The sequence below is a fragment of the Megasphaera cerevisiae DSM 20462 genome, from assembly GCF_001045675.1.
Lineage (GTDB): Bacteria > Bacillota > Negativicutes > Veillonellales > Megasphaeraceae > Megasphaera > Megasphaera cerevisiae.
On record NZ_LEKT01000031.1, the window covers coordinates 13,755 to 34,116 of the forward strand.

Annotated in this window: 22 protein-coding genes; 20 read left to right on the top strand and 2 right to left on the bottom strand. The window is 42.7% G+C overall.

The window, feature by feature from the left end; all coding sequences use genetic code 11:
• Positions 1-3 precede the first annotated feature (3 nt).
• The 5 genes from lepA (at position 4) to AB840_RS09590 (ending at position 5,763) form a co-directional block, all read left to right on the top strand.
• A complete protein-coding gene (lepA, locus tag AB840_RS09570; RefSeq protein ID WP_048514619.1) occupies positions 4-1,806 on the top strand; it encodes a translation elongation factor 4 in 1,803 nt (600 codons plus the stop codon).
• Positions 1,803-2,921 carry a radical SAM family heme chaperone HemW gene (gene hemW / locus AB840_RS09575; protein WP_048514620.1) on the top strand — a complete coding sequence of 373 codons (1,119 nt, stop codon included), beginning with the start codon at positions 1,803-1,805 and terminating at the stop codon, positions 2,919-2,921. Before lepA ends, hemW begins: the two co-directional genes overlap by 4 nt.
• A 137-nt stretch (positions 2,922-3,058) precedes the next feature.
• Positions 3,059-3,238 carry a 30S ribosomal protein S21 gene (gene rpsU, locus AB840_RS09580; RefSeq protein WP_048514621.1) on the top strand — a complete coding sequence of 60 codons (180 nt, stop codon included), beginning with the start codon at positions 3,059-3,061 and terminating at the stop codon, positions 3,236-3,238.
• Between the two features lie 27 nt (positions 3,239-3,265).
• On the top strand, positions 3,266-3,712 hold the full coding sequence (locus AB840_RS09585) for a GatB/YqeY domain-containing protein (RefSeq protein ID WP_048514622.1): 447 nt from the start codon (positions 3,266-3,268) through the stop codon (positions 3,710-3,712).
• 149 nt (positions 3,713-3,861) lie between these two features.
• On the top strand, positions 3,862-5,763 hold the full coding sequence (locus AB840_RS09590; protein WP_048514623.1) for a type I glutamate--ammonia ligase: 1,902 nt from the start codon (positions 3,862-3,864) through the stop codon (positions 5,761-5,763).
• A gap of 58 nt (positions 5,764-5,821) precedes the next feature.
• Here AB840_RS09590 and AB840_RS09595 read toward each other — a convergent pair whose 3' ends face one another.
• Complete coding sequence (locus AB840_RS09595; protein ID WP_048514624.1) at positions 5,822-6,574, bottom strand: exodeoxyribonuclease III; 753 nt, start codon at positions 6,572-6,574, stop codon at positions 5,822-5,824.
• 177 nt (positions 6,575-6,751) lie between these two features.
• Here AB840_RS09595 and AB840_RS09600 point away from each other — a divergent pair, with 177 nt between their 5' ends.
• The 15 genes from AB840_RS09600 to AB840_RS09670 all read left to right on the top strand — a co-directional run bounded on the left by AB840_RS09600 (position 6,752) and on the right by AB840_RS09670 (position 19,951).
• Positions 6,752-8,392, top strand: a complete 1,641-nt coding sequence (locus tag AB840_RS09600) for a phosphoglucomutase (RefSeq protein ID WP_048514625.1) — start codon at positions 6,752-6,754, stop codon at positions 8,390-8,392.
• Positions 8,393-8,507: 115 nt separating this feature from the next.
• Positions 8,508-8,780, top strand: a complete 273-nt coding sequence (locus AB840_RS09605; protein ID WP_048514626.1) for an ACT domain-containing protein — start codon at positions 8,508-8,510, stop codon at positions 8,778-8,780.
• 10 nt (positions 8,781-8,790) lie between these two features.
• Positions 8,791-10,149 (top strand): PFL family protein, encoded by a 1,359-nt coding sequence (locus AB840_RS09610; RefSeq protein ID WP_048514627.1) that lies wholly within the window; start codon positions 8,791-8,793, stop codon positions 10,147-10,149.
• Positions 10,150-10,187: 38 nt separating this feature from the next.
• Positions 10,188-11,225, top strand: a complete 1,038-nt coding sequence (locus AB840_RS09615; RefSeq protein WP_048514628.1) for a glycosyltransferase family 4 protein — start codon at positions 10,188-10,190, stop codon at positions 11,223-11,225.
• 36 nt (positions 11,226-11,261) lie between these two features.
• Entirely contained in the window at positions 11,262-12,410 is a 1,149-nt protein-coding gene (gene wecB, locus AB840_RS09620) for a non-hydrolyzing UDP-N-acetylglucosamine 2-epimerase (protein WP_048514629.1), read from the top strand.
• A gap of 469 nt (positions 12,411-12,879) precedes the next feature.
• The gene (locus AB840_RS09625) at positions 12,880-13,170 is read left to right on the top strand and encodes an AtpZ/AtpI family protein (RefSeq protein ID WP_048514630.1); all 291 of its coding nucleotides are present in this window, start codon (positions 12,880-12,882) and stop codon (positions 13,168-13,170) included.
• Positions 13,171-13,181: 11 nt separating this feature from the next.
• Positions 13,182-13,568 (top strand): hypothetical protein, encoded by a 387-nt coding sequence (locus tag AB840_RS09630; protein ID WP_048514631.1) that lies wholly within the window; start codon positions 13,182-13,184, stop codon positions 13,566-13,568.
• Between the two features lie 3 nt (positions 13,569-13,571).
• Complete coding sequence (atpB, locus tag AB840_RS09635; RefSeq protein WP_048514632.1) at positions 13,572-14,240, top strand: F0F1 ATP synthase subunit A; 669 nt, start codon at positions 13,572-13,574, stop codon at positions 14,238-14,240.
• A 45-nt stretch (positions 14,241-14,285) separates the two neighbouring features.
• A complete protein-coding gene (gene atpE / locus AB840_RS09640; RefSeq protein WP_048514633.1) occupies positions 14,286-14,543 on the top strand; it encodes a F0F1 ATP synthase subunit C in 258 nt (85 codons plus the stop codon).
• Positions 14,544-14,588: 45 nt separating this feature from the next.
• Positions 14,589-15,086 carry a F0F1 ATP synthase subunit B gene (gene atpF / locus AB840_RS09645; RefSeq protein WP_048514634.1) on the top strand — a complete coding sequence of 166 codons (498 nt, stop codon included), beginning with the start codon at positions 14,589-14,591 and terminating at the stop codon, positions 15,084-15,086.
• Between the two features lie 2 nt (positions 15,087-15,088).
• Positions 15,089-15,655, top strand: a complete 567-nt coding sequence (locus AB840_RS09650) for a F0F1 ATP synthase subunit delta (RefSeq protein WP_048514635.1) — start codon at positions 15,089-15,091, stop codon at positions 15,653-15,655.
• Positions 15,655-17,190 (top strand): F0F1 ATP synthase subunit alpha, encoded by a 1,536-nt coding sequence (gene atpA, locus AB840_RS09655; protein WP_048514636.1) that lies wholly within the window; start codon positions 15,655-15,657, stop codon positions 17,188-17,190. The genes AB840_RS09650 and atpA overlap by 1 nt, the downstream gene beginning before the upstream one ends.
• A 3-nt stretch (positions 17,191-17,193) precedes the next feature.
• On the top strand, positions 17,194-18,054 hold the full coding sequence (atpG, locus tag AB840_RS09660) for an ATP synthase F1 subunit gamma (protein WP_048514637.1): 861 nt from the start codon (positions 17,194-17,196) through the stop codon (positions 18,052-18,054).
• A gap of 55 nt (positions 18,055-18,109) precedes the next feature.
• Complete coding sequence (atpD, locus tag AB840_RS09665; RefSeq protein ID WP_048514638.1) at positions 18,110-19,528, top strand: F0F1 ATP synthase subunit beta; 1,419 nt, start codon at positions 18,110-18,112, stop codon at positions 19,526-19,528.
• A 3-nt stretch (positions 19,529-19,531) separates the two neighbouring features.
• Positions 19,532-19,951 carry a F0F1 ATP synthase subunit epsilon gene (locus AB840_RS09670; protein ID WP_048514639.1) on the top strand — a complete coding sequence of 140 codons (420 nt, stop codon included), beginning with the start codon at positions 19,532-19,534 and terminating at the stop codon, positions 19,949-19,951.
• Positions 19,952-20,103: 152 nt separating this feature from the next.
• On the opposite strand, the gene AB840_RS16110 is transcribed toward AB840_RS09670, so the two are convergent.
• Positions 20,104-20,362: transposase (locus tag AB840_RS16110; protein ID WP_200809878.1), on the bottom strand; the 259-nt coding region annotated here is incomplete at its 5' end.

Consider the following 20,362-nt stretch of genomic DNA (forward strand, 5'->3'; position numbering starts at 1 on the left):
AAAGTGGCGACAAAATATATTCGTAATTTTTCTATTATTGCACATATTGATCATGGTAAATCGACCTTAGCTGACCGGCTTTTGGAAAGGACAGGCACGGTTTCTCAAAGAGAAATGGAAGATCAGCTTTTAGATACGATGGATCTGGAACGAGAACGGGGGATTACGATAAAAGCACAGTCTGCCAGACTGATGTACACTGCCCATGATGGTCAGCAATATACCCTGAATCTTATTGATACACCGGGGCATGTCGATTTCAACTATGAAGTTTCTCGCAGCCTGGCAGCGTGCGAGGGTGCTTTGCTTATTGTTGATGCTACACAAGGAGTGGAAGCGCAAACATTAGCTAATGTATATTTGGCATTAGAGCATGATTTGGAAATTATACCGATCATCAATAAAATAGACTTGCCCAGCGCAGATCCAGAAAGAGTGCGTAAAGAAATTGAAGATGTTATCGGTTTGGATGCTTCGGAAGCGATATTGGTAAGCGCTAAGACGGGGGTTGGCATTGACGATGTTCTGGAGGCGATTGTCCGGCGTGTTCCTGCGCCGGAGGATGCACCGGATAGGCCGTTGCGGGCACTTATTTTTGATTCTCATTTTGATGCTTATAAGGGTGCGATTGCTAATATTCGTATTATGGAGGGCAGTATCAAGCCGGGAGAACGGATATGCATGATGGCCTCAGGAAAAGAGTTTGAAGTAATTGAAACCGGCGTTTTCTTGCCGCAAATGCATGCGGTTCCCTTGTTGGAATGCGGCAGTGTAGGGTATTTGGCCGCAAGCATGAAGAATGTTCGGGATTGCCGGGTTGGTGATACAGTGACGAAATCCTCTGCTCCTGCAACGGAGCCGTTGGCAGGGTATCGCAAGGCTGTTCCTATGGTATATTGCGGGTTATATCCGGTGGAAAACAATGAATATGATAATTTGCGAGATGCCTTGGAGAAACTTCACTTGAATGATGCCGCCTTGCTTTTTGAGCCGGAAACATCAACGGCTTTAGGCTTCGGCTTTCGTTGCGGTTTTTTAGGCCTTCTTCATATGGATGTCGTGCGGGAACGATTAGAACGTGAATACGATTTAACTCTTATTACTACGGCACCGTCTGTTATTTATCATGTGTATTGTACCGATGGTGCCATGATTCCTGTGGATAATCCGTCTCTTATGCCGGATATGACAAAAATAGACCGCATTGAAGAACCATTTGTCAAAACAACTATCATTGTTCCTAAAGATATGGTGGGAACAGTTATGGAAATATCTCAAAATCGTCGCGGCCAGTATTTAACAATGGATTATCTTGACGAATCTAGGGTGTCTTTGATATATGATTTACCGTTATGTGAAATTTTATATGATTATTTTGATACGTTGAAATCGGCGACTCGGGGCTATGCGTCTTTGGATTATGAATTGAATGGATATCAGGCCTCCCCTATGGTGAAAATGGATATTCTTATTAACGGAGAAATTGTTGATGCATTGAGCATTATTGTGTATCGGGATTTTGCAGCACGTCGTGGCCGCGCTCTTGTTGAAAAACTGCGTAGTCTTATTCCGCGTCAGCTTTTTCAAATCCCGATACAGGCTGCTGTTGGCAATAAGATCATTGCCCGGGAAAATGTGGCGGCACTGCGAAAAGATGTTCTTGCAAAATGCTATGGTGGTGATATTTCACGTAAACGTAAGTTATTGGAAAAGCAAAAAGAGGGTAAAAAACGTATGAAACAGTTCGGTAATGTGGAAATTCCGCAGGAAGCTTTCATGGCTGTTCTTCAGGTGGATGATACATGATTGGACTATATGTTCATGTTCCGTTCTGTGTGCATAAATGTATATATTGTGATTTTCCGTCTTATGGCGGCGTCAGTCATTATATAGAAGATTATGTACAGGCGCTGTGCCGGGAAATCGATGGTTTTACCGGCACAGATCAGGCAGATACTGTTTATTTTGGTGGCGGGACACCATCGCTTCTGCCGACTCAGCACATCCAATGCATTTTGGATCACCTGCGCAGAAAATTCTTCATTTTAGATAATGCGGAAATTACAGTAGAAGCAAATCCTGATAGTATGGATGCGGTCTATGCGGCTGCGTTGGCTTCGATAGGTGTTAATCGGATAAGTTTAGGCATTCAGTCTTTTTCAGATGACATGCTGGCTTTTTTAGGCCGCATTCATTCGGCCGCGGCGGGAGTGAAGGCTGTTCGGGCAGTACAGGATGCCGGCATTGATAATGTTTCTATAGATCTGATGTACGGATTACCTGGACAAACGTTGGAAATGGCAGCATATGATATGGAAATGCTGTCTGGATTATCGGTAACTCATGCCTCTATTTATCATCTTATTGTGGAAGAACATACCCCGTTGTTTTATGGTGTGCAGCAGAAAAAAATTTTACTTCCTGCCGATGAGTCAAACGAGGCAATGGAGGGGAACATTCATGCAGCTATGCATGCTATGGGATTTCAGCATTATGAAATATCTAGTTATGCCAGGCCGGGATACGTATCGCGGCATAACTGCAAGTATTGGAAATATGTTCCTTACATTGGGTTTGGCGTATCGGCCCATTCTTTTTATGAAGACAGGCGCTGGTCCAATATTGCGAATATTCCCGCATACATCGGCCGTGCCGGTAGGGAATGCGTTATCCATGAAGTGATCACTATAGATCGTATGCGAGCGATGGAGGATTATTGTTTTTTAGCGCTTCGTATGCGTAAAGGTATTGTGTACAGCGATTTTGCGCGTCGGTTTTCTTGTTCAATCGAGTCGGAGTTCGGTACTATATTGAACCAACTTTTAAATCGGAAATTACTGGAAAACACATATCAGGGATGTTGTATGACCGATTTGGGATTGTCGTATGGCAATTACGTGTTTTCTCAGTTTCTGCGGTAGTAAGAGTTGAGATTGAATAAACTAAACCAATGTGGAGGATCATGGATGATAGGATTGACAAAAAGACTCATTTTGAGTATAATTTCATTGTGTGCAGTAAGCACTCCCTAACATAATTTTGGAGGGAGGGATATAGAATGGCAGAAATTAAGGTAGGTAAAAACGAAACGTTGGACAGCGCACTTCGCCGCTTCAAGCGTTCTTGCCAAAAGGCAGGTGTTCTTTCCGAAGTACGGAAGCGTGAACACTATGAAAAACCAAGCGTACGGAAAAAGAAAAAATCCGAAGCAGCACGCAAGCGGAAGTACAGAGCATAATCGTTCATAAGTAAGAAGGGTGATAGGATGTCTCTAAAAGAGGAACTGCTTCAGGACATGAAAGAGGCAATGAAGGCAAAGGAAGCGGGAAAAATTGCTTTAGCTACGATCCGAATGGTTCGGTCGTCTGTCCGTAATGTTGAAATTGACGGAAAATGTGAGTTGGATGACCTCGGAGTAAGCGCAGTCATTGCTAAGGAAATGAAACAACGTAAAGAATCATTGACCGAATTTGAAAAAGCGGGACGGCAGGATTTGGTAGATCAGGTAAAAGCTGAAATGGCTGTATTAGAAAAATATATGCCTAAACAGCTTACTGCTGATGAAATCCGTCATATTGTCACAACGGCGACTGCCGGTAAAGACAGCTTGAAAATGGGAGATATTATGAAACTAGTTATGCCCCAGGTCAAAGGTAAAGCTGACGGTAGTTTAGTTTCTAAAATTGTTAGAGAAATTTTACAAACCAAGTAGTTTTTTTAATCAAATCTATTGACAAATAAACTAATTGATTGTATCATTCTTACATGATTTAAAAATAAAATAAGTCATGAAAAAGTCAAAGAAGACTTCGAACCTTATAGGGGGGAGAAGTCTTTTTTTTACCCAAAGGAGGAGTTAGGATGACTAAAGAAGATTTAGTATATGTAATCCCTGCAGGTCAGTATGGCAAAGAAGGTGTGTTGGCTTTATTGGAACAGCATCCGGAAATTAAATTTGTTTCTCTGGTAGGTGTCGATCTCGCCGGCAACGATACAGATGAAAAGATTCCTATTTCCGTGTTTTTTGATGAATATGACAAGTTTTTCAATGCAACGGCTTTTCAGACGGATGGTTCCTCAGTTGTTTTGCCGGGCATTGCGACATTGTCTAATGCCCGTGTCGATATTAAAGCTGATCCCGGTGTCAACTGGTTTGTTGATTACAACGACGGTAATGTAGATCCGGTTACCGGAAAACCGGTCGGAACCCTTCGTATTCCTAGCTTCTTAAGACATACAACTGGCTTCATTGATTCACGTTCTATTCTTCGCAATACAATTGATTATGTTGGGGAAGAAGTATTGAAGCTGGTCAAAAAATATGGCATCAAGGGACTCTCTGTAGATCCTGATGATATTGAAAAAATTGTTTTTACAACGGCTACAGAGTTAGAGTTTTGGGTTAAAACACCGAGTCAGGATATAGAAACACGGTTGTTGTCCGCATCTCAGAAAATGCAGGAACAGTATTGGCAGCGTACGCATGGGCTGGTACGAACCGCGTTGGAACAGACAGTAGAACGTCTTGAAAAATACGGACTCAGTCCAGAAATGGGCCATAAAGAAGTTGGTGGTATCAAAGCTCAGATTGATGATTCCGGCAAATTGATTTTTGTCTTGGAACAGCTGGAAGTAGACTGGAAATATGCCAGCGATCCTGTGCAGACTGCAGATAATGAAATTCAGGCTCGCATTATTGTTCGTGAAGTCTTCCGTGAAAATGGTTTGGAAGTTACCTTCCAGGCAAAGCCGATTCATGGTGTAGCTGGCAGTGGTGAACATACACATGTTGGTATGGGTGCTATTTTAAAAAATGGAAAATTTATCAATCTCTTTAATCCGGATGATATGAATAAGAGCTTCTTGTCCGCAATGGGATATGGCTCTATTATGGGGATACTGAAGCACTATGAAGTTATCAATCCATTTGTTTCTTCAACGACAGATTCTCTTAATCGTTTGAAACCTGGTTTTGAAGCACCTGTTTGCATCGTTACATCTCTTGGTGGCGAAACACCGGATACACCGAGCCGTAACCGTTCTGTATTAGCTGGCTTGATACGTAGTGCAGAAAATCCGAAGGCTACACGATTTGAAATGCGTGCACCCAATCCGTTTACCAATACGTACATTGCTCTCGCATTATTTTACTTAGCTGCATTGGATGGGGTGAAATATGCGTTGGGCAGCGGTAAAACGCCGGAAGCGCTGTTAGCTGAATTGTCTAAAAAGCCGGGTGAAGATGCAGAATATCTTGCGAAGAGCCGTGCATATCGTTCAGAAGTCGACGTATTTGAAAACTTTACAGATGCGGAACGAAGCGATATGTTTGGTAAGGCCCCGCGTACTGTATGGGAAAATTTCAGCGCATTAGATAAATATCCGGAAAAAATTGATGAACTTGCTTGCGATGCATTCCAGAAACGTCTTATGGAATCCTTTAAACTGGGCGCGTTAAGCCGGTGGGCATTGGAACTGCAATACAGAATTATTCCTGAAAACCTTGCTAAAGTTATTTCTGCTAAACAGCTTCATGCTGAAGGCGACAGCAATCCATTGGAAATTGAACGTTGGACTAAAATTAATGCGCTGCGTACTGAATTAGGCCGTGATACAGAAAAAAGCTTGTCTATTTTCTCGAAGATCAAAAAGGCCTTGGCTGCAGATGATTATGATACAGCTTCTAACCTTATGGTTGCTATGAGTGATAAAATGGATGCATTGACTGATTTGTATTACGAATATTCACATAATGCATTTTAAGATATACTAACAAAAAAAACTTGCCGTTTTTTCGGCAAGTTTTTTTTGTTAGTATATCTTATTTAAAAATGAGACTCACAGGACAATGATCACTGCCCGCAATATCCGTATATATTTTAGCATCTTTTAACCGATTGTTGAGAGATTGAGAGGTGATAAAATAATCGATACGCCATCCTGCATTATTTTGACGGGCCTTGAAACGATAGCTCCACCAAGAATATACTCCGGTAGTATCAGGATAAAAATATCGCCAAGTATCGGTGAAGCCGGCTTGAAGAAGTTCCGTCATTTTTTGGCGTTCTTCATCGGTGAAGCCAGCATTTTTGCGATTGTTTTTTGGGTTTTTTAAGTCGATATCCTCATGTGCTACATTTAGATCACCACAAAGAATAACCGGCTTTTTGCCATTGAGCTGCATAAGGTATTTGCGAAAATCATCTTCCCATTTCATTCGATAGTCTAGCCGTGCCAATTCACTTTGGCTATTTGGAGTGTAACATGTAATAAAATAAAAATCATCAAATTCCAGCGTAATGAGACGGCCTTCCCGATCATGTTCTGTGATCCCCATCCCATAGGATACTGAGACCGGTTTTGATTTTGTGAATACGGCCGTACCACTATACCCTTTTTTTTCGGCGTAATTCCAGTATTGATTATAACCGGGAAGCTTTAATTGCAGCTGTCCCTCTTGCAGTTTAGTTTCCTGCAGGCAAAAAATATCTGCGTGGAGAGATTCAAAAATATCAATAAAACCTTTCTTCATTGCGGCTCGCAGACCGTTGACGTTCCATGAAATAAATTCCATTTACATCACCTTTCTTTTAAAGATAAACTGTCAATGTGTAATGATATTTGTTATAATAAAAACAAATATTACTTTGACAATTGCGTATTAGCTGTGCAATACAGAAAAAAATGTCCTGTAATATAAATTATTGTATAGAAAATCAGCATAATTGTCAAAATGAATCAGGTGATTAGTATGGCAGTTCATGAACTCGCAGGAACAAAGGTTAGAAAAGAAGATTATATCAATTTACAAGCCATTGCTCAATCTTATCATGACATCCATCCTGATGTCAGTGACCCGCAGCAGCAAGTTCGATTCGGCACATCCGGCCATCGTGGATTGACGGGCAACGGCAGCTTTACTGAACGGCATGTAGAAGCCATTACACAAGCTGTATGCAATTATCGTGAAAATTTTGGAGCAAAAGGACCTTTATTCGTTGGGGAAGATACACACTATTTATCAAAATTAGCATACCGGACAGTACTAACAGTATTAACTGCCAACGGTGTACCTGTATATGTGGATAGTAAAAAGGATTTTGTTCCGACACCGGCTGTGTCTCGGGCAATTTTACGGTACAATAACCATCGCCACGAGAAATTAGCAGATGGGCTGATTATTACTCCGTCTCATAATCCGCCGGAACATGGCGGCATTAAATATAATCCTGTTACCGGAGGACCGGCAGAATCTGATATTACAAGGACCATTGAGAGAGAGGCCAATAGAATTCTTTCTGGCAACAATACTGAAGTTAAACGAATTTCGTATGATGAGGCAGTACAGGGAGATTTGATTATTCCTTATGATTATAAAGAATTGTATGTGGCTGAACTTGACTCTATTATTGATATGGATGCCATTCATGATGCAAATATGCGCATTCAGGTGAATGCCCTCGGCGGATCAGGTATGAATTATTGGCATAAAATAGCAGAAAAATATCATATTCCGATTGATTTTGTCAATGATACATATGATCCACAATTCAAGTTTATGAATTATGATCATGATGGCAAAGTGCGAATGGATTGTTCCTCTGTGTATGTTATGGCAGCGGCTTCTCAGAACACTGCTACATCATATGATCTGATTTTGGCAAATGATCCTGACTATGATCGTTTTGGCATTATTTCCGGTACACAGGGAGTCATTACTGCGAATGCGTATTTAACAGTCGCATCTCATTATTTAATGACACATCGTAATTTTGAGGGGATGGGTATTGCTAAAACCGTTGTTACTACGGATATGCTAACTCGTTCCGCAAAATTGCTCGCTGTCCCACTATATGAGGTGCCGGTGGGATTTAAATATTTTGGATCTTTGTATACGCAGGGAAAAATTGCTTTTTCTGGCGAAGAGAGTGCAGGGGCTTCGTTTACCGCTAAGGACCGCAGTGTATGGACGACTGACAAGGATGGAATAATTATGTGCCTTTTAGCCGCTGAAATTAAAGCTGTCACGGGTAAATCTCCGATTGATTACTATAACGAGTTATGCGAAATATTGGGACGCCCTTATACCATGCGTAGTGATGCACCTGCGACATTAGAGGAAAAAGGGAAAATAGGCAGATTGACGGAATGTGATGTTACGGAAAAAACGTTATGCGGAGATCCTATTATTGCCGTTATGTCTCAATCTCCTTATGGCAATTTTCCGATTGGAGGAGTCAAAATTAGTACAGAAAATGGCTGGGTGGCTGCTCGTCCTTCTGGTACTGAAGATATGTATAAGTTATATGCGGAAAGTTTTGTTTCTGAAAATCAGGCTGCGCAGCTGTTGGAGGAAGGAAAAAATCTGATTTCTAAAGCGCTTTCCAAATAATGACGGCGCAACTGGTTTTGCCGGCAGTATTTGTATGTAAGCGGTGGAATTTTGTATACGGAATATGCTATAATAGGAAAGCATGGAATCTGAAATATAAAGGAGTGGGCTATCCATGAAAGTTGTTATCACCGTTGTCGGTATGGACCGTACAGGTATCATTGCCGCTGTCAGTCAGATTATGGCTGAGAATGAAGTGAACATTTTGACAATTAATCAAGTTATATTAGATGGTATTTTCAATATGGCCATGATTGTCGATATGGAAAAAGCTACAATTGATTTGGAACAACTGCAGAAGCTGTTGAAAGAAAAAGGGAATGTGCTTGGCGTGGAAATTAGAGCACAAAACCAGAAAATTTTTGATGCAATGCATCAAGTGGGTTAGGGAGATAGATATGCTGACAATCCATGATGTACTAGAAACAAATCAAATGATACAAAAACACAATTTGGACGTCCGCACCATTACAATGGGGATCAGCCTTCTTGATTGTTGTTCCAGCGATGGGAAAACCTTGTGCCGGAATATTTATGACAAGATTACTTCATATGGTGAGCATCTTGTGGCGACAGGGGAAGATATTGCCCGTGAATACGGGGTTCCTATCATCAATAAACGGGTCGCGGTTACTCCCATTAGTCTTGTTGCCGGAGCCAGTGATTTAAAAGACTATGTGGAAGTGGCAAAGACAATGGATAGAGCCGCTAAGGAAATTGGCATTGATTTTATCGGGGGATTTTCGGCGCTGGTAGAGCGCGGCTTTACAGATGGTGATCGCCGGCTGATTGATTCTATTGCAGAAAGCCTGGCTTGTACAGAATTGGTATGCAGTTCTGTAGCTGTAGGTTCGACAAAGGCCGGTATCAATATGGATGCTGTTGCCGAAATGGGCCACGTGTTCAAAAAGCTGAGTGAGCTGACAAAAGAGCAGGATGCACTTGGATGTGCTAAATTAGTTGTTTTTTCCAATGCAGTTGAAGATAATCCTTTTATGGCTGGCGCTTTTCACGGCGTGACACAAGGTGACTGCTGTGTCAGTGTAGGAGTCAGCGGGCCCGGAGTCGTAAAGCGTGCACTGGAAAATGTCAAAGGGGAACCTTTTGATGTGGTTGCGGAAACAATTAAAAAAACTGCTTTTAAAATTACCCGCGTCGGACAGCTGGTTGCAATAGAGGCGTCCAAACGGTTGAATGTTCCTTTTGGCATTATTGATCTTTCTCTGGCACCGACCCCGGCTGTGGGGGATAGTGTTGCTGACATTTTGGAAGAAATGGGGCTGGAAAGCTGCGGAGCCAGCGGTACGACGGCGGCACTGGCTTTATTGAATGATGCTGTCAAGAAAGGCGGTCTTATGGCGTCGTCCCGGGTGGGAGGATTGTCTGGCGCATTTATTCCAGTCAGTGAGGATAAAGGGATGCTGGAGGCCGTCGGACGAGGCAGCCTGAGCCTTGAAAAATTAGAAGCGATGACATGTGTATGTTCTGTTGGCTTAGATATGATTGCCATTCCAGGCGATACTTCTGCCGCTACGATTTCTGCAATCATTGCTGATGAAGCATCTATTGGCATGATTAACAATAAGACGACAGCTGTTCGGGTAATTCCTGTACCTGGCAAGAGTGTAGGGGATACCGTTGAATTTGGCGGCTTATTAGGGTATTGCCCGATTATCAATGTAAATAAATACAAATCTGATGCATTTATTGCCCGCGGCGGTCGGATTCCGGCGCCTATGCGCAGTTTGACTAATTGATCGGCAATTGCTGGTGTTAATGGAAAGTAGGCGTTGTTGTGCTCGAATATCTTGTACCATTTGCAATCGCCTTAATTGTGTCCTATGTCTTGACCCCTGGGGTCAAGACATTGGCTATTAAGATAGGCGCTATTGACAAGCCAAATGCAAGAAAGGTGCATACTCATGTCATTCCACGATTAGGCGGATTGGCGATTTATATTGGCTTTATGGCCGCGGTTTTGTTTTCAATGCCTGTTCGTCATGATCTGTTGGGGCTTTTGTTGGGGTGTAGTGCTATTGTTGCTTTAGGCATTTGGGATGATATCTGTAATATACCTGCGAAGGTGAAACTTATCGGACAAATTTTGGCAGCGGCAATTCCCGTCGCTTTTGGTATTCAAATTGAATGGCTTACCAACCCGTTCGGTACGCTTATTGTACTTCCTGAAATTATTGCTGTTCCGGTGACTATTTTCTGGATCATCGGATTTACTAATACAGTAAATCTCATTGATGGGTTGGATGGATTGGCAGCAGGCGTATCCTTTATTGCTTCAATTTCTATGTTTTTAATGGCATATAATATGAATCAATATCTTCCGGCGATGATTATTGTCGCCATGGCGGGAGCGGCATTGGGATTTCTTCAATATAATTTTAACCCTGCAAAGATTTTCATGGGAGATACTGGAAGCATGCTGTTAGGGTATACAATGGCAGTATCAGCAGTCTTGGGGTTGGTTAAGACTGCCGCTACGGTAGCGCTTATTGTTCCGGTTATTGCTTTGGGATTGCCTATTTTAGATACCTTATTTGCTATAATACGCCGCAAAATGAGTGGCGTTCCTGTCTTTCAGCCTGATAAAGGGCACCTGCATCATCGGCTTTTGGCTTTGGGAATGACGCAGAAACAGGCTGTATTGATCATGTACTTTGTTAGCATGATTCTTGGTGTGGTCGCTTTATTTGTTGCTAGTGTGAGCTATAAAACGGGTATTGTGACTGTCTTGGTGGTTCTTGCTATTATTATTTATTCGGCGAAGCGCATTGGCATATTACGAAAAACGACGACGAATTCTACCCGTAAGAACTAACGGGTAGAATTATTTCGTCTTAGGGGAGGCATTTTTATGATAAAGGTAATGACGGTGTTTGGCACACGTCCGGAAGCGATTAAAATGGCGCCTGTTGTATTGGAGCTGAAAAAACACACAGATCAGCTTCAGACAATTGTGGCCGTGACTGCACAACACCGGCAAATGCTGGATCAGGTATTGGATCTATTTAAAATTGAACCAGACTATGATTTGGATATCATGTCTCAAGGGCAGACGTTGTATGATATTACGACAAAAGCGTTGCTGGGGCTGAAAAAAGTACTTGAAAAAGAACAGCCAGATCTTGTATTGGTTCATGGTGATACGACGACGACATTTGCCGGGGCTCTGGCTGCGTATTATCAGCAAATACCTGTTGGACATGTCGAAGCGGGTCTGCGAACCGGCAATATCTATTCTCCTTTCCCCGAAGAAATGAACCGCAAGCTGACAGGTGCCATTGCGGCCATCCATTTTGCACCTACTGCTACGGCAAAGAAAAATCTGCTGAAGGAAAATGCAGATGAAGAAAAAATTTATATTACAGGAAACACCGTTATTGACGCATTGATGACTACTATTGACGGCTCCTATGATTTTGCAGATGAAGAACTTCAGCATGTGGATTTTAAAAAACATCGCATTATTTTGCTGACGACGCATCGACGTGAGAATTTAGGAGAGCCTATGCGACATATTTATAAGGCACTGCGACGTATTATTGAAGAAATTCCTGATACAGAAATTGTTTTTCCTGTTCATCGCAATCCATTGGTGCGCAAGGTGGTAGAGGAAGAATTAGCCGGAGTGGATCGTATACATCTTATTGATCCTATGGAATATGAGCCCTTTGCCAATTTGATGAGTTTGAGCAGTTTGGTTCTCACTGATTCGGGAGGAATTCAGGAAGAAGCGCCGTCATTAGGAAAACCGGTTCTTGTTTTGCGGGATACGACAGAACGGCCGGAGGCTGTTGAAGCGGGAACAGTGCGGCTTATTGGCACGGACAAAACCACCGTATATAATGAAACAAAAAGACTTCTGACAGATAAAGCTGCATACAACACGATGAGTATGGCTGTCAATCCCTATGGAGATGGGCATGCTTCTCAACGCATTGTACAGGCGATTATGCATGTATTCTTTGGTACCCAGAGGCGTCCGGAAGATTTTTATTTGTAAAAAAAAAACGAAGAATTTACTTTATGCCAGGCAGTGTTACGCTATAATCATGGCGATTGCGCATGTGGGATATTCGTAAGTGTAAAGAGCTGGTTTGACCTTAAAATTAGGACGTTTGTATCATTCTTGTTGCACATAGTGGCAAGAAGAATTACACTAAATCAAACCAGCGGAATCTGAAATGAAAAATGCCTTGATAATATAACTTCATTTTCATATTATTTTTTAGACGAAAACTAATTTTAGTATATGAAAGCATGAAATTTAATTACAAAAAATAATATCTATTTATTTAAAATACTAATATTTAAGAAAATTTTAGTTGGATTTCGTGAAAAAAATATTGAAAAATCAGAAGTGTTGATTTTAAATTTTTTCTATGCTAAGATAGCGATAACGATTATGAATGGTGTGCATATGTACATTACTTATAATTGTTGAGTATGTCGCCAAATGAGGCAGGTGTTTTATGAAAAATGAAAAAAAACAAGATACTGAATCTCAGGACGACAAGCTAAACCGCATGGAGCTTATCGATATTGTTGTCGTTGCCGGTTCATTAGGCTTGACCCTGTTTGTATGTATTTGTACCGGTGTTTTCATAGGCCGCTTTATTGATGTCCATTTAGCTACGTCGCCGTGGGGAATTATAGTATTTTCTCTGTTGGGGACTGTTACGGGATTTTGGTCTCTTTATAAAAAGACCGTATCCTATATGAATAAGGACATTAAGCCTCCTGGTAAAAATCGCAGTAATTGAGGGTATGCCTGATGACAGAATTTGTGCAATATGTGAAGGCAACAGTATTAAAGCTTATAGGTTTGACATGTATTGTCGCAGCCGTTTTATTTGTGGTCGGTTGGAGACAATGTGTAACAGGCTGGTGTATTGGCAGCGGCTTAAATATCGTATATTTTTTGATGTTAAGCAGCCGTTCGGTACGTGCCTTAAAATTACCGCCCGGACAAGCAGCTGCATTTATCCGCAGCGGAGCCGTTTTTCGGCTGTTTATGATCGGTTTGATACTGATCGTCATCCTGCAGTTTCCTGGTATTCATTTTGGAGCTGCTGTGGCAGGAATTTTTTCCTACAGGATGATTGTTTTTGCGGATGGAATAGCTGCACTTGTCCGAACACGGGTAAGAAAGGAGGTATAGCGTATGGAGTTACATGCAGGACATCATCTGGTTGTTCAGTTTCTGGGAATGAATGTTAACCTGGATACACTTATGATGACCTGGCTCGTGGCAGCCCTTGTTATTATTGTCACTGTCGCGGCAACGCGGGGGCCATCTCTTGTTCCTTCAGGGCTGCAAAATGCAGTAGAAATGGTAATTGAATCCCTGTTGGATCAGTTCAAGGAAACACTGGGGCCCAAATATGGTCAGGTCGTATCGGTGTTGTTGACGATGTTTTTGTTTATTTTATTTGCCAATGAGTTGGGGATGCTGCCAAATCCAGACATTTTAGCTTCACCGACAAATGATTTGAACACTACGGTGGCATTGGCTTTGGTTTCTTCTTTTATGGTTCATTTAATGGCTCTGAAAAACCAAGGATTTAAAAGACATTTTAAGCATTTTTTTAAGCCTTTTGCTCCTTTTGTCATTATTAATCTTATGGAAGAGTTTACTAAGCCGTTGACATTGGCATTTCGACTTTTTGGCAATATTCTGGCAGGAGAAATCCTGATGGAAGTTCTGTACTTCCTTGTGCCGGTCGGGGTACCCATGGTCTGGCTGCTTTTTAGTCTGGTCATCGGATTGATTCAGGCATTTATTTTCACCATATTAACAACGTCGTACTTAGCCCCGTCTTTTCAGGAATAAAAAGTGCGAAGTAAAAACAACTGTATATTTAGGAGGTCATATATTATGGAAAAAGCAATTGTATTGGCATTATCAGCATTTGGTGCTTGCTTGGGTGTAGGTCTTGCGGCTTTAGGCGCGGCTATTGGTGATGGACATGCCGCATCGAAAATGCTTGAAGGAACAGCTCGTCAGCCAGAAATGGGCGGCAAACTCCTCGTTAACATGTTGATTTCTATCGGCCTGATTGAATCTATGCCGATTATTGCGGCTGTTATCGCTATCGTATTGGTCTTCGCCAATCCGTTTGTCAGCTTGCTTTAATACTGTGCAGATGGATAATCCATCACGGCCGGGGAGGGAATTATATTGGTTAGTATAAATGGTACGTTACTTTTCCAATTCCTCAACTTCTTTATCTTAGTAGCCATTTTGGCAAAGTTCGCGTATAAACCGCTGTTGAAAGCATTGGAAGACCGCAGAAATAAAATTGCATCGGATTTGGATGAAGCTGCGCAGGCCCGTGAGTCTGCTGAAAAAATGAAAACCGACTATGAAGCACAAATTCGCAATGCCCGTGCAGAAGCACAAGCCATTGTAGACAAAGCTGTCAAGCAGGCGGACAAAGAAGCACAAGCTCAGCTCAATGCCATTCGCAATCAAATTACCCGGGAAAAGGAAATAGCGCAGGCTGAAATTGCGAATGAACGGGAAGCCGCTATCAGAGCAATGCGTAATGAAGTAGTAACACTGTCTATGGCTGTGGCAGAAAAGCTGCTTAAAAAGAACATGGATACGGACATGAACGCTAAGCTGATTGCGGATTGCATTGAAAAACTCCATGCACAAAAGGCAAAGGGGAACTGATTATGGTACCCGAAGTTGTATACAGCAAATACAGTCAGGCAATGTTTAATATTGCCAGCGAACAGCAGAAGCTTGAAGAATTTGGAACAGATTTGAAAACTGTGCGGGATATTATACTGGAAAATCCGGAACTGCAGAAGTTTATTTCTCATCCACTGGTATCCGCACAGTCGAAAAAAGAAACATTGAAAGAAATTTTTGCCGGAGATGTCTCACCGCTGGTGCTGCAGTTTCTATATGTTATGATCGATAGGCGACGTGAGGCAGCTGTTGTCAATGCCATTGAAGGTTTTATTGATTTGGCGCGGACGGCCCAACATATTGTCGTGGCAAAAATACGTGTCGTCAAGCCGCTATCGACGGAGGAAGAACAGAAATTGATAGCCAGTTTGGAAGATATGACGGGAAAGAAAATTGAACCGTTGTATTATACGGACCCGTCTATTATTGGCGGGGTTGTAGTCCAGATCGGGGACAGATTAATAGACGGCAGTCTCTTAAGGCAGCTGCAGGACATGCGGCATACTTTACTTCAGACTGACGTAGTAAATGAGGTGACGGGCGAATAATGAACATGAAGCCAGAAGAAATTACGGCTATAATCAAAAAACAAATCGAAGATTATAATGTGGAAATGAATGTCGACGATGTTGGCACCGTCCTGGAAGTTGGGGATGGCATTGCGCATATTTACGGTTTGGATAAGGCCATGTCCGGGGAATTATTGGAACTGCCTCATGATGTATATGGGTTGGCTCTGAACCTGGAAGAAGATAATGTCGGTGCTGTATTGCTTGGCAATGATGCACTGATTAAAGAAGGGGATACGGTACGGCGTACAGGACGTGTTATGCGTGTTCCTGTCGGTGATTGCATGATTGGCCGTGTCGTAAATCCATTAGGCGTACCTATTGATGGAAAAGGTGCTATTAAAGCGACGGAATCACGTCTTATTGAAGTACAGGCTCCGGGAATTGCCGACCGGCAACCTGTAAAAGTACCATTACAGACCGGACTAAAGGCGATTGATTCCATGGTGCCGATCGGACGAGGGCAACGTGAATTGATCATTGGTGACCGCGGTACGGGGAAGACAGCTATTGCTATTGATACTATTCTGAATCAGAAGGATAGCGGTGTTATCTGCGTGTACGTTGCTATTGGACAAAAAGCCTCGACAGTTGCCCGTGTTGTTCGGACACTGGAAGAACAAGGAGCCATGGCTTATACCATCATTGTTGCTGCTACGGCATCGGATGGTGCACCTCTCCAATACTTGGCCCCATATTCTGGAGTATCTATGGGCGAATACTTTATGCATACGGGCAAGGATGTCCTTTGTGTATACGATGATTTGTCTAAACATGCACAAGCATATCGAGCTATGAGCTTGCTGCTTCGCCGTCCGCCAGGACGTGAAGCGTATCCAGGTGATGTATTTTACTTACATTCCCGTCTTCTCGAACGCGCAGCTAAGTTATCTGATGAATTAGGCGGCGGTTCTATTACGGCGCTGCCGATTATCGAAACACTGGCAGGTGATTTGTCGGCATATATTCCGACTAATGTTATTTCTATTACTGATGGTCAGATTTTCCTGGAAACAGAAGCTTTTAACTCTGGTATTCGTCCGGCTATTAATGTTGGCTTATCCGTATCCCGTGTCGGGGGATCGGCTCAGATCAAGGCCATGAAAAAAATTGCCGGAACCTTGCGGCTGGACTTGGCCCAATATCGTGAATTAGCTGCATTTGCCCAATTTGGTTCTGATTTGGACAAGGGCACTAAGGCGCAGATTGATCGTGGTGAACGAACGATGCAAATGCTGATTCAGCCGCAATATCAGCCAATGCCCGTTGAAGATCAGGTCATGCAGATTTATTTAGCTGTCAGAGGATACCTTATGCCCATTCAGGTGACAGATGTATTAGATTTTGAAGAAGGCTTCACTAAATTTATGCATGCGAATTACCCTGAAGTCGGTGAACATATTAAGTCAACGAAAGAACTCGGAAAAGATGATGAAGAAACCCTCAAAAAGGCTATCAGTGAATATACCAAGGAATATGGCACATCACATGAGCTGGTCAAAGAGGAGGAATAATCTATGCCGAGTGCACGAGAAATAAACAGGCGGATTAAATCCGTTACGAATACCCAGCAGATTACTAAGGCCATGAAGATGGTATCCTCCGTACGACTGCGCCGTGCACAGGAACGGGCGTTGGCAACAGCCCCTTACACCGAAAAAATTGAAGGAATGCTGCAGCGTCTGTCTGCTGCAGCACCGGAAGATGGTAACGCTTTGTTTACTGCCCGAGAAGTGAAACGGACCTGCTATATTATTATCGGTTCCGATAAAGGATTGGCCGGTGCGTTTAATTCTAATATCAATAAGGCAATGGTGGCTGTTTTAAAGGATAAGCCCCGCAACGTATCTTATCTCATGGCAACGGGTCGAAAACCTTCTGAATATTTGAAGCATCTGCATATCGTGCCAGAAGAAAAATGGAGCGGGTTTTCCGATAAGCCCCAGTTTACTCAGGCACAGAATATTTCGCAGGAAGCAACAAAAAAATTTTTATCCGGTGAATTTGATGAAGTATACGTTATTTATACAAAATTCCGGTCGGCATTGTCACAGGAGGTACGGACTGTCAAAATGCTGCCGATTTCGCAGCCGGATGACGATGGCGCAAAGGGACCTAAAGAAGAATATTTGTTTGCACCGGATGCGCAGCATGTCTTGGAGACGCTCTTGCCGCAGTATCTGGATATGTTTATCTACAACAGCCTGCTGCAGTCGGCAGCCAGCGAATTGGGTGCCCGTATGACGGCTATGACGTCAGCAACAGACAATGCAGGAGAACTGATTGATAGACTGACAGTCCATTATAACAAAGTCCGTCAGGCAGGTATTACGAATGAACTGACGGAAATCGTCAGCGGTGCTAATGCCTTGCAGTGATAAAGTGCAATGGGATTAGGATATTTAAACTAAGAAAAGAGAGGAGAGCCTCTTCATGAGCAATAAAATTGGTAAAGTAGTCCAGGTCATCGGGCCGGTTATTGACATTCGGTTTACATCAGAAGAAGATTTGCCATCTATTTACAATGCTATACATGTAACAGGTGGGGAAGGTGATCAGTCCGTTGATTTAGTAGCAGAAGTTATGCAGCATTTGGGTGATGATGTCGTCCGATGCGTTGCCATGAGTTCCACTGATGGTCTTGTCCGTGGAATGGCCGCAGAAAATACAGGTGGGCCGATTACGGTTCCTGTTGGTAAAGGTGTGCTTGGACGTATTTTTAATGTTCTTGGAAAAACAGTCGACAAGGTTGATGAAAAGGTGGAAGCTGAGGAATATTGGCCGATTCATCGTCCTGTACCTAAATTTGAAGATCAGTCTCCAGAAACAGAAATTTTGGAAACCGGTATTAAAGTTGTCGATTTAATTGCCCCTTATGTAAAGGGCGGCAAGATTGGTTTGTTTGGCGGTGCTGGTGTTGGCAAGACCGTTTTGATTATGGAACTGATCCATAATGTTGCAACGGAACATGGCGGCTATTCTGTATTCACCGGTGTTGGAGAACGTACCCGTGAAGGGAATGATCTTTGGAATGAAATGAAAGAATCCGGCGTTATCAGTAAGACGGCGTTGGTTTACGGACAAATGAATGAACCACCAGGAGCACGTATGCGTGTTGGCCTGACAGGGCTTACAATGGCAGAATACTTTCGTGATAAAGAACATCAGGATGTGTTGCTGTTTATTGATAATATTTTCCGCTTTATTCAGGCAGGCTCTGAAGTTTCGGCTTTGCTTGGACGTATTCCGTCGGCTGTTGGATATCAGCCAACGCTGGGGACTGATGTGGGTGCTCTTCAGGAACGCATTACGTCAACTAAAAATGGATCTATTACGTCTGTACAGGCCGTATATGTACCAGCCGATGATTTGACTGACCCGGCCCCGGCCGCTACGTTTGCTCATTTGGATGCAACGACAGTATTGTCCCGTCAGATTGCAGAATTGGGCATTTATCCGGCTGTTGATCCGCTTGACTCTACATCTCGTATTTTGGATCCCCATATCTTAGGGGAAGATCACTACCATACGGCACGGGAAGTGCAGACTATCCTGCAGAAATATAATGACCTTCAGGATATTATTGCTATTTTGGGTATTGACGAATTATCTGAAGAAGATAAAATGACAGTTGCTCGTGCCCGCAAAATACAGCGTTTCTTGAGCCAGCCTTTTGCCGTTGCCGAGCAGTTTACCGGTCAGCCCGGACGGTATGTACCTTTAAAAGATACTATTACAGGTTTTAAGGAAATTTTGTCGGGGAAATGCGACGACATGCCGGAACAGGCGTTTTATATGGTAGGCGATATCGAAGAAGCATATGAAAAGGCCAAGACTCTGAAAGGAGAATAGGCTATGGCAGAAACAGAAAAGACGATTCGGCTGGAAGTTATTACACCAGATGCCTCTGTTTTGCATAAAGATGTGGATTTTATCCTTGTGCGGGCTTTAGACGGTGATTTGGGTATTATGCCTAATCATGCACCTCTCATTGCTTCTCTGGATATTTGGCCTTTGTTTTATGATGAACAAGGTCAGCGCAGCTGTATTACTGTAACATCTGGCTTTTTAGAAGTCAGCAACAATACGGTCACAATCATTACACCGGCAGCAGAAACGCCGGAGAATATTGATGTGGAGCGAGCAGAAGCCGCAAAGGAAAGAGCAGAAAAGAGATTGCATGTAAAATCTCAGGATATTGATGTACACAGAGCGGAGCTTGCGTTACAGCGTGCGCTGCGCCGCATCGAGACTGTTGAAAAATATGGCAGATGATAGTCAATAAAAAGAAAGGACTGCAGGGATATATTTCCGGCGGTCCTTTCTTTTTATTGACTTATTTTTTATAAAATTTTATTCATGTATTTCAAAATGAGATCGGATAGTGTCAAGCAATGTTCGCAAAAACCATCAACCTCCGAATGGGATTAAGCAGTCTTTGCTAATTGTAGTTGAAGCTCGGTAATAATTTTAGGATTAATGTAAGAACGCCCGCTGGACCAATCTTCGCTGTACTCAATGAGATAGCTTGTGACAAGCCGGACGTATGAATCCATACTGGGGAAAATTCCAACGACTCTAGTCCGGCGCCGGATTTCCCTATTTAATCGTTCCAGTAGATTTGTAGATGAGATTTTTCTAGCATCAATTTCTTGGAAACTGAAAAATTGAAGCGATTCTTCGAGG

Coding starts and splice junctions, on each gene's coding strand:
- AB840_RS09630 (WP_048514631.1), top strand. CDS start 13,182: ATGACAGAATTTGTGCAATATGTGAAGGCAACAGTATTAAAGCTTATA.
- wecB (WP_048514629.1), top strand. CDS start 11,262: ATGATAAAGGTAATGACGGTGTTTGGCACACGTCCGGAAGCGATTAAA.
- AB840_RS09670 (WP_048514639.1), top strand. CDS start 19,532: ATGGCAGAAACAGAAAAGACGATTCGGCTGGAAGTTATTACACCAGAT.
- hemW (WP_048514620.1), top strand. CDS start 1,803: ATGATTGGACTATATGTTCATGTTCCGTTCTGTGTGCATAAATGTATA.
- AB840_RS09610 (WP_048514627.1), top strand. CDS start 8,791: ATGCTGACAATCCATGATGTACTAGAAACAAATCAAATGATACAAAAA.
- atpB (WP_048514632.1), top strand. CDS start 13,572: ATGGAGTTACATGCAGGACATCATCTGGTTGTTCAGTTTCTGGGAATG.
- AB840_RS09600 (WP_048514625.1), top strand. CDS start 6,752: ATGGCAGTTCATGAACTCGCAGGAACAAAGGTTAGAAAAGAAGATTAT.
- AB840_RS09625 (WP_048514630.1), top strand. CDS start 12,880: ATGAAAAATGAAAAAAAACAAGATACTGAATCTCAGGACGACAAGCTA.
- AB840_RS09590 (WP_048514623.1), top strand. CDS start 3,862: ATGACTAAAGAAGATTTAGTATATGTAATCCCTGCAGGTCAGTATGGC.
- AB840_RS09595 (WP_048514624.1), bottom strand. CDS start 6,574: ATGGAATTTATTTCATGGAACGTCAACGGTCTGCGAGCCGCAATGAAG.
- atpE (WP_048514633.1), top strand. CDS start 14,286: ATGGAAAAAGCAATTGTATTGGCATTATCAGCATTTGGTGCTTGCTTG.
- AB840_RS09650 (WP_048514635.1), top strand. CDS start 15,089: ATGGTACCCGAAGTTGTATACAGCAAATACAGTCAGGCAATGTTTAAT.
- rpsU (WP_048514621.1), top strand. CDS start 3,059: ATGGCAGAAATTAAGGTAGGTAAAAACGAAACGTTGGACAGCGCACTT.
- atpD (WP_048514638.1), top strand. CDS start 18,110: ATGAGCAATAAAATTGGTAAAGTAGTCCAGGTCATCGGGCCGGTTATT.
- AB840_RS09585 (WP_048514622.1), top strand. CDS start 3,266: ATGTCTCTAAAAGAGGAACTGCTTCAGGACATGAAAGAGGCAATGAAG.
- atpG (WP_048514637.1), top strand. CDS start 17,194: ATGCCGAGTGCACGAGAAATAAACAGGCGGATTAAATCCGTTACGAAT.
- AB840_RS09605 (WP_048514626.1), top strand. CDS start 8,508: ATGAAAGTTGTTATCACCGTTGTCGGTATGGACCGTACAGGTATCATT.
- atpA (WP_048514636.1), top strand. CDS start 15,655: ATGAACATGAAGCCAGAAGAAATTACGGCTATAATCAAAAAACAAATC.